General features: G+C 35.1%; 11 protein-coding genes. 10 read left to right on the top strand and 1 reads right to left on the bottom strand.

What is annotated here, in order from left to right; all coding sequences use genetic code 11:
• Positions 1 to 6 precede the first annotated feature (6 nt).
• The 3 genes from C1638_RS07965 to C1638_RS07955 all read left to right on the top strand — a co-directional run bounded on the left by C1638_RS07965 (position 7) and on the right by C1638_RS07955 (position 4,977).
• Complete coding sequence (locus C1638_RS07965; protein WP_109619844.1) at positions 7 to 1,620, top strand: RagB/SusD family nutrient uptake outer membrane protein; 1,614 nt, start codon at positions 7 to 9, stop codon at positions 1,618 to 1,620.
• Between the two features lie 15 nt (positions 1,621 to 1,635).
• Complete coding sequence (locus C1638_RS07960; RefSeq protein ID WP_109619842.1) at positions 1,636 to 2,742, top strand: SusE domain-containing protein; 1,107 nt, start codon at positions 1,636 to 1,638, stop codon at positions 2,740 to 2,742.
• An 81-nt stretch (positions 2,743 to 2,823) separates the two neighbouring features.
• On the top strand, positions 2,824 to 4,977 hold the full coding sequence (locus C1638_RS07955; protein ID WP_109619840.1) for a glycoside hydrolase family 97 protein: 2,154 nt from the start codon (positions 2,824 to 2,826) through the stop codon (positions 4,975 to 4,977).
• A gap of 88 nt (positions 4,978 to 5,065) precedes the next feature.
• Here the strand turns inward: C1638_RS07955 and C1638_RS07950 are convergent, their stop codons facing one another.
• Positions 5,066 to 6,040, bottom strand: coding sequence for a sterol desaturase family protein (locus tag C1638_RS07950; RefSeq protein ID WP_109619838.1), 975 nt, complete (start codon positions 6,038 to 6,040; stop codon positions 5,066 to 5,068).
• Between the two features lie 373 nt (positions 6,041 to 6,413).
• Here C1638_RS07950 and C1638_RS07945 point away from each other — a divergent pair, with 373 nt between their 5' ends.
• The 7 genes from C1638_RS07945 to purM all read left to right on the top strand — a co-directional run bounded on the left by C1638_RS07945 (position 6,414) and on the right by purM (position 13,858).
• The gene (locus C1638_RS07945) at positions 6,414 to 8,276 is read left to right on the top strand and encodes a glycoside hydrolase family 13 protein (protein ID WP_109619836.1); all 1,863 of its coding nucleotides are present in this window, start codon (positions 6,414 to 6,416) and stop codon (positions 8,274 to 8,276) included.
• Positions 8,277 to 8,285: 9 nt separating this feature from the next.
• Positions 8,286 to 8,804 (top strand): nuclear transport factor 2 family protein, encoded by a 519-nt coding sequence (locus tag C1638_RS07940; protein WP_109619834.1) that lies wholly within the window; start codon positions 8,286 to 8,288, stop codon positions 8,802 to 8,804.
• Positions 8,804 to 10,222: an MFS transporter gene (locus C1638_RS07935; RefSeq protein ID WP_109619832.1), complete on the top strand. Its 1,419-nt coding sequence runs from the start codon at positions 8,804 to 8,806 to the stop codon at positions 10,220 to 10,222. Before C1638_RS07940 ends, C1638_RS07935 begins: the two co-directional genes overlap by 1 nt.
• A 215-nt stretch (positions 10,223 to 10,437) precedes the next feature.
• Positions 10,438 to 10,893 (top strand): hypothetical protein, encoded by a 456-nt coding sequence (locus C1638_RS07930; protein WP_109619831.1) that lies wholly within the window; start codon positions 10,438 to 10,440, stop codon positions 10,891 to 10,893.
• Between the two features lie 298 nt (positions 10,894 to 11,191).
• Positions 11,192 to 11,920 (top strand): pirin family protein, encoded by a 729-nt coding sequence (locus tag C1638_RS07925; RefSeq protein ID WP_109619829.1) that lies wholly within the window; start codon positions 11,192 to 11,194, stop codon positions 11,918 to 11,920.
• Positions 11,921 to 12,023: 103 nt separating this feature from the next.
• Positions 12,024 to 12,575, top strand: a complete 552-nt coding sequence (locus tag C1638_RS07920) for an NADPH-dependent FMN reductase (protein ID WP_109619827.1) — start codon at positions 12,024 to 12,026, stop codon at positions 12,573 to 12,575.
• 290 nt (positions 12,576 to 12,865) lie between these two features.
• Entirely contained in the window at positions 12,866 to 13,858 is a 993-nt protein-coding gene (gene purM, locus C1638_RS07915) for a phosphoribosylformylglycinamidine cyclo-ligase (protein ID WP_109619825.1), read from the top strand.
• Positions 13,859 to 13,918: the final 60 nt, after the last annotated feature.

Below are 13,918 nucleotides of genomic sequence, written 5' to 3'. Positions count from 1 at the left end.
TTAACAATGAAATTTAATAAGATAAAAATATTCAAATTAAGAAATTTAGCCATTGCAGGTATTTTTCTTTTTAGTACATCGTCATGTTTAAATGATCTTGATGTGAAAGTTAATGATGATGAATTATATACATCAGAGCAATTTTATGCTAACCCCGCTTCTTATAAGCAGTTTTTGGCAAAAATATATGCTGGACTTGCAGTAACGGGTCAAAAAGCAGGAAATGGAGATTCTGACCTTGGTGCTGAAGATGATGGAGGTCCAAATGAAGGTTTTTCGCAGTATCTTAGAGGATATTGGCAATTACAAGAGCTGACTACTGATGAAGCTCTGATCGCTTGGGGAGAAAGTGATAATCCAACAATCAGAGATCTGAATTTCAATACATGGAATGCAGATAATATTTTTAATGAAGCTTTTTTTGCAAGAGTTTTCTTTCAGATAGGATTGGTTAACGAGTATTTAAGAGAAACAACTGATGAGAAACTTGCCTCAAGAGGAGTTGCAGAAGATTTAAAAGCACAAATCAAAACTTTCAGAGCAGAAGCTAGATTTTTAAGAGCTTTATCTTTTTATCACGCTATTGATATTTATGGAAAAATGCCATTTATCACAGAAAATGATCCTTTAGGAACAAAGCCGGTAATGCAGTCCAGAGAATTTATGTTCAATTATGTGATTAGTGAGCTGAATGCCATTGAAGGAGAACTTCCTGCACCTAGAATGAATGAATATGGAAGAGCTGATAAAGCAGCTATATGGATGCTAAAAGCAAAGCTATACCTTAACGCTAAAGTTTATACAGGTGCTGATAAAAGTACTGAAGCCCTTGCAGAAGTTGAAAAAGTAATTGGTTCAAGCTATAAAGTGGCACAAATTCCTTTTAACAATTTATTTAAAGCAGATAATAATAGTAATGGAGCTCAGGAAGAAATTATTTTTCCGATAGCTTTTGATGGAATCAGAACAAGAACTTACGGAGGCACTACATTCCTTGTTCATGCAAACTGTACCAATGAAGTAGGAGTAACTTTAGGTATTGATTTTGGATGGCAGGGATATAGAGTGAGACAAGAATTTATGGAATCAGTAGGCAATACAGACCCAAGGGTGATGAAAGTTGCTGGAAATACTGATCCTGCTGCTATTTCAGATTATTTAAAATTTGACCAAGGTACAAAGCTTATTAAATTTTCTAATAAGACTTCAACAGGATCCAATGGAAGTGATGCAAATTTTGTAGATGCAGATTTCCCTTTATTTAGAATGGCGGATGCTTATTTAATGTATGCTGAACTTGCTGTAGTAAATGGAAAAGGAAGTATAGCTTCTGCTTTAAACTACATCAATATACTAAGAACCAGAGCTGGAGCTCCTATTGTAATGCAGTCTGCTTTAACTCCGGATTTTATATTGAATGAAAGAGGAAGAGAGCTTTATTGGGAAGGCTACAGACGTCAGGATCTTATCCGTTTCGGAAAATTTACTTCTGGCTATACATGGCAGTGGAAAGGTGGAAGCATGAATGGATCAGATCTTACCAGCAATAAATTGCTTTTCCCTATTCCTAACAAGTATCTTAACCTAAACAGTAATCTTTCTCAGAATCCTGGATACTAATATAAAATAACAAACATGAAAAATTTCTTTAAAATATTTATAGCCCTTGTTATAGGAGTCTTTGTTATATCTTGTGAAAAAGATGAAGATCAGGCGGTTTTAGGAGAGGGTACCAACCCTTCCCTCGCAGCTGATGCGAAAGTATTGATATTGGATAAGGATCATGAAAATGATAAAGCCATAAAATTTGATTGGGTAAACCCAAAATTTAATATTCAGGTTGCTTTTAATAATGCATTTGAAATTGCTAAAGCAGGTACCAATTTTAAAGATGCAAAAAGTGTTGATGTAGTTGCTAAAGATCAGACTGTAACATATACCATTCGCGATTTTAACAAAATGATGTTAAGTGCTGGAATTTTACCCGGTGCAGCTAGTCAAATTGAAGTCAGAATGAGATCAAAAGTAGGAAATGTAACATTGTATTCTAATCCTGTTGCTATTACAGTAACACCATATTTGACAGAACTTCCATCTTTTTATCTTGTAGGGGAAGCTTCTGCTGTGGGTTGGAATGCATCAAGTGCACAGCTTCTTTATAAAAATGATAATTTCTCTACCATATACACTTATTTGGAAAATGGAAAAGCATTTAGATTTTTAGGACAACAGGATTGGAATCCTATAAATTATAGTTTAGATGTAGCGGAAATAAAGGCTGAAAATAGGTATTTTAAAACCTGGTCTCCTAACTTGGTGGCTGCACCGGCTGAAAATATTCAGTTCAATGGACCTACAGGGATGTATAAAATCGTTATTGATGCAGATGCTGCACAGAAATCAATTACAGTTTCTCCGTCCCCTCTTAATAATTGGAATCCGGCTAATTTATACATAGTTGGTACAGTTAATGGTTGGGATTCAGGTACAGCCATTCCGATGAGTAATTTAGGAAATGGAAAATTTGAGTACACAGTTGCTCTTCCGGCAGCTTCTGAATTTAAATTTCTAGGTCAGCAGAGCTGGGGAGAATTAGATTGGGGAAATATAACAGCTGATGGAAACACTGGGTATATTGGACCGAAAGGAAGCAATGGAAATATCAAATTTGATGGTACGGGAGGTGCCTATAAAATTACTGTAGATTTAAAACTAGGAGTCTACACAATAAAACCATTATAATACATTAAGTTTAATTATAAAAGCAAAGTGCTGCTTTACCGCAGCACTTTATCTATTTTTTTAAGTTAATAAATAGTCATTATGAAGAAAATTACAGTTGGAGCCCTTTTGCTCTCAATGATGTTAGGTGTGAAAGCACAATCTTTAAAATCGCCGGACGGTAAATTTGAAATGAACTTCCAATTGAAAGATGGAGTTCCTTTCTATAATCTGAAATACAACGGTGCGGTGGTAGTTGAAGATTCAAAATTGGGACTGAGATTATTTAAAGACACAGCCATAAAATTTGCTTCCGAAATCGCAAAGCCGGAAGATGCAAAATTCGATTTGAATAACGGTTTTGCTAAGGTAGATGAAAAAAGAGACTCCAAAAATGAGACCTGGCAGCCGATTCTTGGAGAAAAGAAAAATTATATCAATCACTACAACGAATTGGCACTTACGCTGAATCAGGCTTCTACAGACAGAAGTATTGTTGTGAAGTTCAGATTGTTCAATGATGGTCTTGGATTCAGATATGAATTTCCACAGCAGAAAAATCTTAATTATTTCGTAATCAGAGAAGAAGATTCTGAAATTGATTTTCCTACAGATATGAAAGCATGGTGGCTTGTGGCAGACTATGATTCTCAGGAATATCAATATCAGGAGTCAAAAGTTTCTGAAATTCCGGCAAAATGGGATAAAGCATTCGATGCCAATGCCTCTCAGAGTTTAGTGAAAAATGCAGTTCAGTCTCCTTTAATGCTTAAGAAAGAAGGAAAGGAACCTTTGTACATTAACGTTGCTGAAGCAGCAGTATTGGATTATCCGGCTTCTCATTTGGAAGTAGATGCGCAGAACTTCAAGTTTAAAACGCATTTAACAGCAGACAGACAAGGTGCAAAAGGATACATTCAGACTCCGTCAGTAACACCATGGAGAACCATTATCGTTGCTCCAAAGGCAGAACAGGTGATGGATTCAAAAATGATCTTTAACCTTAACGAACCTACAAAATATAAAGACACTTCTTACATTCACCCTACAAAATACATGGGAGTTTGGTGGGAAATGATCATCGGGAAATCTCAGTGGGCTTATTCTACAGAAGAAAACGTTCATATAGACAAAACTGACTTTGCCAAGTTAACTCCTAACGGAAAACATGCTGCGAATAACACTAAAGTTAAAGAATATATCGACTTTGCAGCAGAAAATGGATTCCAGGGGCTATTAATTGAAGGTTGGAACATCGGTTGGGAAGACTGGTTCGGGCATTCTAAAGAATTTGTTTTTGACTTCATTACTCCTTACCCGGATTTTGATATCAAAATGTTGAATGAATATGCACACTCCAAAGGAATTAAGCTCATCATGCACCACGAAACTTCAGGTTCTGCAACGAACTATGAAAGATGGGCAGACAAAGCTTTCCAGACCATGAACAAATACGGTTATGATGCTGTAAAAACAGGATATGTAGGAGATATAATTCCTAGAGGAGAGCATCATTATTCTCAATGGACAATCAACCACTATTATAGAATTGCTGAAAAAGCTAATGAATATAAAATCATGGTGAATTCTCACGAATCTGTGCGTCCTACAGGAGAAAGCCGTACGTATCCAAACTACATTTCTGCAGAAGCTGCCCGTGGAACAGAATATGAAGCATTTGGAGGTAACAAACCTGATCACCAAACAGTTCTTCCGTTTACAAGATGGATGGGAGGATCAATGGATTATACACCAGGAATTTTCCAAACTAAGCTAGATTACTATTTCCCTGGTGATACGCGTTTTGTGAAAACAACATTAGCGAAACAGCTTGCATTATACGTAACAATGTATATGCCTCTTCAGATGGCAGCAGACCTTCCTGAGAACTACAAAAAACATATGGATGCATTCCAGTTTATCAAGGATGTAGCAGCAGATTGGGATGATACAAAAATCTTATCTGCGGAGCCAGGTGACTATGTAATTACAGCAAGAAAAGCAAAAGGTACTGAAAACTGGTTTGTAGGAGGTATTACTGATGAGAACAAACGTGAATATACGGTAGATTTCTCATTCTTAGACAAAGGAAAGAAATATGAGGCAACAATCTATGAAGATGGAAAAGATGCTGATTATATTGATAATCCCCAAAGCTATAACATCTACAAAAAAGAGATTAACAGCAAATCAAAAATTAATTTTAAAATGGTAAGAAGTGGCGGATTCGCAATTTCTATTAAACCAGTAAAATAATTTTAAAAGCAATAATAAAATTGCCCCGATCATAATATTGATCGGGGCAATTTGTTTTTAAGTAGATAGGATAACTTTCTCTATAGATTTATTTATCGGAATATTCATATTTTGGTTCTGAAGTCAGTTCTTCTGCTACAATCGGAGCGTTCTTCATTGCCTTTTCTTTGTATTCCTTTTGATACTGTTTTACCGTCTTTCCGGTGCCATCATGCCTCCATCCCGGCGAGTAAAAGAGATATTGAATTCGATTTTTCAAAGAGAGCCCTGGCTGTCTGAGATCTTTTCCTATTCTTCGCCATTCATAAAACAGAACTGTTGCCGGATCCTTAGACTTCATTTTGGGATATATACCATATTTAACAGGAACTTCAGGATCTTCCTTTTCAAATGTTCCGAAGATTTTATCCCAGATAATCAATCCCATGCCCATATTACGGTCGAGATATTTGATATTACATGCGTGATGTACACGGTGGTGCGAGGGTGTTACTAAAAAATATTCCAGAAACCCCATGCTTTTAATAGATTGTGTATGTACAAAGGTACCATAGATCTGGATGGAAGAATAAGCTACCATGACATGCAATGGATGGAACCCAACAAGCGCTAACGGAGAAAAGAACAGATATCTGTACAAAGGCTGAAATACTGGGCTTCTGAAACCTGTGGTGATATTGAAATAATCAGAATTATGATGAGTAATGTGTACCGCCCAGAAAACACGGGAGTGATGGTCTACATAATGATGAACATAATAAGCAAAATCCTGGGCTAGAAATACCGCAATCCAATACCATATTCCAACTTCCCAATCGAAAATACGGTAATGATAAAAGAACATCATGACAAACATGGAAAATCCTTTCATGATAATATCCAGGCTATAGTTTAAAAGAGCAAAAAGAACATTAGTAGCCACATCTTTGGTCTCATAAAGCTTTTCCTTATTAAAATGGCTATAAGCCATCTCTATAAAAATAATAGCCGCAAATACAGGAATGGTCCAAGTATAAACAATATCCGGCCCATCGCTTTCAAAGATTTTACTAAAATCAAACATTTTTTCTGTAAAATTAAAAATTAAATAGATAAAAAGTGTTATTTTTAGATTAAATGTTCTTTTTACACAGCTTTTTTTTGAGATATCGATAATAACTATAGGCGTAATTGTGAAATATTATTATTTTCTTCAATAAATTTTAGTTTAGATATTCATTAATCAATAGATGTAGAATCCCTATGAATAAAAGAAAATTCTAACAATTATTTTGTAATAACTCTTAAATTTTTTTCGTAATTTGCTCCTAAGTTGTTCATTGTTAAATTGTTGTATGGATTCATGTAACGATCTGTTTTTCAATGTAATGAATGTTGTTTTTAATATAGCTTCATGATATACAACTGATTATTAAATTGAAGACGAAGACTAAGTTATGAGAAAAATATATATGTTTTTTGCCCTTTCAGCTGCTTCAATTGCTTTTTCACAATCAAAAGTATTGGAAAAAGTAGAGCCGGCTTTCTGGTGGAAAGGAATGAAAAATCCTGAACTTCAAATCCTTGTTTACGGAAAAGGGATTGCTAATAATGAAATCAGTCTGTCAGACGGAATTCAAATTAAAGATATTCAAAAGGTAGAAAATCCAAACTATGTTTTTATCACGGTTAATACCAATGAAATCAACGTACCGAAGTTTACAATTACTATTAAAAAAGATAAAAAAAATCTAGGCTCCTATACATATGAGTTGAAACAAAGGAACTTGGGGTCTGCAGACCGTGAATCCTATACTTCAAAGGATGTAATGTATCTGATTATGCCGGATCGTTTTGCCAATGGAGATGAAAAAAATGACTCTGTTCCAACTCTGACAGAAAAGGTTGATCGTAGTTTGCCTAACGGTAGACATGGCGGAGATTTGCGTGGGATCATGAATAACCTTGATTATATCCAAAATCTTGGAGCAACAGCTGTTTGGCTAACTCCTGTAAACGAGGATAATGAAAAAGTATATTCTTATCATGGGTATGCCCAAACAGATCTGTATAAAATTGATTCCCGCTACGGAACCAACGAAGATTACAAAAGCCTTTCCAAAGAATTAAATAAAAGAAATATGAAGCTGGTGATGGATTATGTAACCAATCACTGGGGTATTTCTCACTGGATGATCAAGGATCTTCCTACAAAAGACTGGATTCACTGGTTCAAAGAGGGAGAGAATGGTTTCAAAAGATCTAATTATAAAACATCAACACAGTTTGATACCAATGCCTCAGAAATTGATAAAAAATATGCGCTGGATGGATGGTTTGATTCTACAATGCCTGACATTAACCAAAAAAATCCTCTGGTTTTAAAATATTTAACTCAAAATGCAATCTGGTGGATAGAATATGCCGAATTGGGAGGCTTCCGTGTAGATACCTATCCTTACAATGATAAAGATGCAATGGCAAAATGGGCCAAGGCGATTACTGATGAATATCCTAAATTCAATATCGTAGGAGAATCATGGTTGTATACCGCAGGGCAAATTTCCGCATGGCAAAAGAATTCCAAAACAGGAGAAGCAGCGGGATATAACTCTAATCTACCATCTGTAATGGATTTTATGCTGTTTGGAGACATGCCTAAAGCTTTTAAAGAAAAACAAGATTGGGATACCGGTTTAATAAGGCTTTATGACTCCTTTAGCAGCGACTTCCTTTATCCGGATATTAATAATGTGATGGTATTCTTTGAAAATCATGACACTGAGAGATGGAATGAAATCTTCAATGCAGATCCAAACGTTTATAAAATGGGATTGACCTTAATTTCAACTGTTCGTGGAATTCCACAGATCTATTACGGATCGGAAATCGGAATGCGTGGTGATAAGAAAAAAGGTGGTGATGCAGATATTCGCAGAGACTTTCCGGGAGGTTGGAAATCAGATAAACAAAACGCATTCAATCCATCAGCACAAACTTCTGAGCAGAAAGAGTTTTATGAATTTACACAGAAATTACTGAACTGGAGAAAAGGTAAAGAAGTAATTCATACAGGGAAAACTAAAAATTTCGTTCCTAAAGATGGAGTCTTTACTTATTTCAGATATAATGATAAAGAAAGTGTAATGGTTGTTATCAACAATAATACAAAAGATCAAACGTTAGACTTAAAATATTTTGAAGAGTCATTAAAAGGGTTCTCCAAAGGAAAAGAGGTGATTTCAGGAAAAGAATTCATGTTACAAAATAATATAACAATTCCTGCGAAAACCTCATTAATCATTGAACTTGAAAAATAAATAATACCTATGAGAAAATTAATAACTGTCCATACATTCATTCTGTTTTTATTAGGATTTTCAATGCTTTCAGCACAATCAGGAAAGGCATTTGAAAAAGAAAAGTCAGAAATAGGTACAATGCTGGATGCCTTTAATGTAGCCGCTGCAAAAGCAGATTATACAACTTATTTCAATTATTTTGCTGACGAATCTACATTTATAGGAACTGATGCCACTGAAATCTGGAATAAAAAAGAATTCATGGTTTGGGCAAAACCTCATTTCGATAAAAAGAAAACCTGGAATTTTACCTCTCTTAAAAGAAATATCTATTTCAGTAAAGATGGAAAACTGGCTTGGTTTGATGAATTATTGGATACTCAAATGAAAATTTGCCGTGGTTCAGGTGTTGTAGAAAAAATTAATGGAAGCTGGAAAGTTAAACAATACGTTCTTTCTATGACCGTTCCGAATGATGTAGTAGATAAAGTTGTAGTTGAAAAAGCACCAATAGAAGATGTATTAATCCAAAAATTGAAGTCGTAATGGCAGTAATGGACGGGAGATATGCAGATGGTTCATCTGGGAAAAGAATAAAGCCTAATCTTTCCATGCTGCAAATCATTAATATGAGCATGGGATTTTTAGGAATTCAAATGGCGTTTGGACTACAGAACGGAAATGCAAGCCGTATTTTGGGTAATTTAGGAGCAGATGTTCATGAACTGTCTTGGTTCTGGCTGGTTGCTCCCATTACTGGTTTAATCGTTCAGCCTATTATCGGGCATATGGGAGATAATACCTGGAGCCCATTAGGAAGAAGGAAACCTTATTTCTTAATTGGTGCTGTTTTGTGTGCCATAGGATTGGTTTTACTTCCAAATGCAGCTTCTGTAACTCAGATGTTTGCTGCAAATGCCTTGTTATTAGCCGTCATTTTCCTTGCTATGATGGATGCGTCCGTAAATATTGCTATGGAACCTTTCAGAGCTTTGGTTGGAGATATGCTTCCGAAACATCAAGGAACAATAGGATTTTCAGTACAAACCATTTTGATCGGAATAGGAGCGGTACTAGGTTCTTATTTGCCGGATTGGTTGACAAAGCTTGGGATTTCTAATGAAGCACCCAAGGGGTTTGTTGCAGATAACGTAATTTATTCCTTTTATGTGGGAGCTGTACTGCTTATTATATCCATTCTGTATACAATCATGACGACCAGAGAATATTCTCCACAGGAATTTGCTGAGTTTGAAGACGGGAAAGAAACAGAACAAGAAAAATCAAAATTTTCAGATATATTCAAAGACTTTGCTTCCATTCCTGTTCAAATGAAAAAATTGGGAATTGTTCAATTCTTCTCATGGTTTGCATTATTTACCATGTGGGTGTTTACAACCAGTGCGCTGGCAACCCATCATATGGGACTTTCTCCTGAGGATACACACTCCAAAGCATTCAATGATGCAGGAGACTTAACAGGTAAACTCTTTGGAATGTATAATCTTTGGGCAATACCTTTTGCCTTTTTATTAACTCCCATAGCAAAGTGGATTGGTAAAAAGCAAACCCATGCTTTAGCCTTATTATGTGGTGGTTTGGGACTGATCTCTATGTATTTTATCAAGGATGTAAACAATCTATGGATTTCAATGATCGGACTGGGATTTGCCTGGGCAAGTATCCTGGCAATGCCTTATGCAATGCTTATTGAGGTAATTCCACAAAGAAAAATGGGTGTTTATATGGGGATATTCAATTTCTTTATTGTTATTCCGCAGATCATCAATGGTTTATTTGGAGGACCAATCGTAAGTGGTGTTTTTGGTAAGCAGGCAATGGATTATGTAGTGGTAGGAGGTGTTTGCATGCTGGTCGGAGCTTTAGTCACCATGATTTTCGTTACATCAGAAAATGAAACCCCTAAAGAAATTGAAGAGGAGATTAAACAGGTGCATTTTTAGTGAGAAATTAAAAATATTATAGCATCTATAAGATAAAAATAATAGAATTAATATTTAATAGGAGCGGGCTTTAGCCCGCTTTTGTATTTCAAGAAAAATCCATTGGCTTTAGCCAAAACATATTTATATTTATAATCTTCTGTAAAAAGGTTAAACCCCAATAGGTTAATTAAATTAGTATTTTTAATCACTTATTTAAATCAAAATAATAAAAGATGTCAGAGATTGAAGAACCGAATAAGTCCGATGACCTTGGATTTACCCAAGAAGAGTTGCTTGAATATGATAAACATGTGAATTTTTATTATACAAATATTATAAACTCACTAATTCTGTATACCTATAGTGTGGAACAATTAGATGAAATGGCTCCGGTTTTAATAGATCCATTAACGGAGCTATATGAAGAACTGGATTATGCATTTTTACCGGTTTTATTTGAAACAGTATTTAGAAACAAACTAATAGATGAGTCTCTTAAGTCCGAACTTTTAATTTTTAAACAGAAAGTGGATGATATCCCTGTGGAAATTTGGGATTGGGAGTTTCTGGATACCAATGAAATCTGGAAAAATATAAAGATTGATGCTGATGAACTACTAAATAAACTAAATATAGAAACACGAAATTATAATACGGATTATACCACTATACTTTATAAAAACAAATAAGAATTTCCCATTGAAATAGGATAATAATTTCTCTTAGATTTCGCAGATGTTTACAACTACCTTATATAATCTGCTCAATTCGCTCACTCTGTAAGAAAAAATACTATCCAACCTGAAATTTTATAAAAGATAAAATCCTTGTGTCTTAAAAGCATAAAGAATAAATCAATGGGGCCTTTGCGTAATCTAATTTATTAGCAATTTTATCCTTTCGAAAACCATTCGTTCCTTTCTTAACCTACATCAACTTTTTTTCATCATCACATCCCTTACATTTGTACTATAAATAATCACAGAAATGAAAACAGTATATCATAAAGCAGATTCAAGAGGCCATGCTAATCATGGTTGGTTAAACTCTTATCATACATTCAGTTTTGCAAACTATCAAAACAACGACAGAACGAACTTTGGTGTTTTAAGAGTATTGAACGACGATACCGTTTCTCAGGGAATGGGATTCGGAACACACCCACACAGAGATATGGAAATTATATCCATTCCTTTGGAGGGAGATTTGGAACACAAAGATTCAATGGGAACTGCTGCGGTAATCAAGAAAGGCGAAATTCAGGTGATGAGTGCCGGAACCGGAGTGATGCACAGTGAATACAATAAGAATAAAGATGAAGAAGTAAAATTTTTACAAATCTGGGTTTTTCCTAAAGAATTGAATGTTGAACCAAGATATGACCAGAAAAGCATCAAAGAAGGAGAAAAAATTAATGGATTCCAACAGATTTTATCTCCAAATAAAAATGATGATGGAGTTTGGATTCATCAGGATGCCTGGTTCAATTTGGCTAACTTCAAAAAAGGAAATGGCAAAAACTATATGTTGAACAAAAAAGGAAACGGAGTCTATGCTTTTGTTTTAAAAGGAAGTGCAAAAGTAGGAGATCGTGTCCTTAATGAAAGAGACGGTTTGGGAATCTGGGATACACAAAGTTTTAATATTGAAGCGGTAGAAGACACCGAAATATTATTAATGGAAGTCCCAATGGAATTGCCATCTTATCTTAAATAAAAAACTAAATTTGTATTCTTAAAAATTAAAAATAGTATCAAATCACGATTTACAGAATTCTTGTGAATGGTGGTTTGGTATAACTTAAAAATAAATACTACATATGAAAATTTTAGCAATAGCAGGAAGTAATTCAGACGTTTCAATGAATAAACAGCTGGTAGCCTATGCATCAACATTATTTGAAAATGCAGAAGTAGAAGTAGTGGATCTGAACCCTTTCGAAATGCCAATTTATAAACATGAAAGAGAATTAGCAGGTGGTGTGCCTCAGGAAGCTCATGACTTTGCTGCTAAGATCGATGGAGCAAACGTATTGCTGGTTGCTTTGGCAGAACATAACGGAACTTACTCTACGGCATTCAAAAATGTGTTCGACTGGGTGTCCAGAATCAAAGACAGAACAGTGTGGAATGAAGTGCCAATGCTATTGATGGCTACATCTCCGGGAGGTAGAGGTGGTGCAGGAGTTTTGGATGCAGCATCAAAGCGTTTCCCTTTCCACGGTGGAAATGTGGTAGAAACTTTCTCTCTTCCTTTCTTTAATGATAACTTTGATAAAGCTGAACAAAAAATTTCTAATGAAGAGAAAAACAGTGAATTAAAGGAAAAAATCAAGAAGATTGCGGCCATTGAAACTATCCTTGAAAAATAGAATTTGAATATTCATTTAAAATTACTATTTTTGCAAAAAGAAAAGAGATGAAAATTCAGACCTCCTATAAACAATGTTTTTCTCATAAAGGGAAAATTGTGGACTCTGAAATTCTGAGATAAAATAACGGCCGATAATCTGAAAAGATTGTCGGCTTTTTTGTTTTTTAAAATCGAGTATAAAAGTAATTGAAATATTAAAAGATAAGAAGACACAAGACGTCAGATGCAAGACAATTAATCATCTGAAATCTGAAATCTGAAATCTGAAATCTAAAAATCTAAGCAGACATGAGCAACACTTACAAATCAGCAGGAGTAGACAAAGAAGAAGGATACAAAACGGTTGACAAGATCAAAAAAGCGGTCGGTGAAACCCACAACTCCAATGTATTGAATCACTTGGGAAGTTTTGGTGCTTTCTATGAGATCGGAGGATATAAAAATCCGGTTCTTGTTTCAGGAACAGATGGAGTAGGAACAAAGCTGAAAGTAGCTTTGGATACTAAAAAATACGACTCTATTGGTGTAGATTGTTTCGCCATGTGTGCCAATGATATTCTTTGTCACGGTGCTAAGCCATTATTCTTTTTAGATTATTTAGCTTGTGGGAAACTTGATTCTGAAATTGCAGCTGAGATCGTTTTAGGAATGGTGAAAGCTTGTAAGGATAACAACTGTGCATTAATTGGTGGAGAAACTGCTGAAATGCCGGGAATGTACCAGCCAGGAGATTATGATGTTGCAGGGTTCTGTGTAGGAATCGTGGAAAAGGACCAAATCATTGATGGTTCCAACATTAAACCAGGTAACAAAATTATTGCATTACCAAGCTCAGGATTCCATTCAAATGGATTCTCTTTAGTAAGAAAAGTATTCCCGAACTTCGAAGAGGAGTTTGAAGGAAAACCTTTATATGAAACCCTTTTAGTTCCAACAAGATTATATTTCAAGGATATTCATAAAGTATTGGAAGAAGTAAAAGTAGGAGGGATTGCTCATATTACAGGTGGTGGACTTTACGAAAACGTTCCAAGAATCATCCCTGAAGGGCTTTGTGCTTCTATCGACGGTTCAAAAATCAGAATTCCAAGTGTAATGCTTGAACTGGAAAAAAGAGGTGGAGTTACTCGTGAAGAAATGTTCGGAACATTCAATATGGGTGTTGGGATGATCATCGTAGTAGATGTTGAGCATGCTGAAAAAGTATTACACCTTTTAGATGATGCTTACGAAATTGGTGAGATCACAGAAAGAGCAGAGAAAATTAATTTATCACTATAAATAAATGTATGAACGTAAAAAGTATTTCTGATTTTAAGTCATAAATACATTAATACTTTT

The organism is Chryseobacterium oncorhynchi, from assembly GCF_002899895.1.
Classification (GTDB): Bacteria; Bacteroidota; Bacteroidia; order Flavobacteriales; family Weeksellaceae; genus Chryseobacterium; species Chryseobacterium oncorhynchi.
Note: the sequence above shows the minus strand (reverse complement) of the source record. Positions and strands in the feature narration are given on the sequence as shown.

Excerpts from the sequence above, each read along its gene's own strand:
- C1638_RS07965 (WP_109619844.1), top strand. The coding sequence starts at position 7 with ATGAAATTTAATAAGATAAAAATATTCAAATTAAGAAATTTAGCCATT.
- C1638_RS07960 (WP_109619842.1), top strand. The coding sequence starts at position 1,636 with ATGAAAAATTTCTTTAAAATATTTATAGCCCTTGTTATAGGAGTCTTT.
- C1638_RS07955 (WP_109619840.1), top strand. The coding sequence starts at position 2,824 with ATGAAGAAAATTACAGTTGGAGCCCTTTTGCTCTCAATGATGTTAGGT.
- C1638_RS07950 (WP_109619838.1), bottom strand. The coding sequence starts at position 6,040 with ATGTTTGATTTTAGTAAAATCTTTGAAAGCGATGGGCCGGATATTGTT.
- C1638_RS07945 (WP_109619836.1), top strand. The coding sequence starts at position 6,414 with ATGAGAAAAATATATATGTTTTTTGCCCTTTCAGCTGCTTCAATTGCT.
- C1638_RS07940 (WP_109619834.1), top strand. The coding sequence starts at position 8,286 with ATGAGAAAATTAATAACTGTCCATACATTCATTCTGTTTTTATTAGGA.
- C1638_RS07935 (WP_109619832.1), top strand. The coding sequence starts at position 8,804 with ATGGCAGTAATGGACGGGAGATATGCAGATGGTTCATCTGGGAAAAGA.
- C1638_RS07930 (WP_109619831.1), top strand. The coding sequence starts at position 10,438 with ATGTCAGAGATTGAAGAACCGAATAAGTCCGATGACCTTGGATTTACC.
- C1638_RS07925 (WP_109619829.1), top strand. The coding sequence starts at position 11,192 with ATGAAAACAGTATATCATAAAGCAGATTCAAGAGGCCATGCTAATCAT.
- C1638_RS07920 (WP_109619827.1), top strand. The coding sequence starts at position 12,024 with ATGAAAATTTTAGCAATAGCAGGAAGTAATTCAGACGTTTCAATGAAT.
- purM (WP_109619825.1), top strand. The coding sequence starts at position 12,866 with ATGAGCAACACTTACAAATCAGCAGGAGTAGACAAAGAAGAAGGATAC.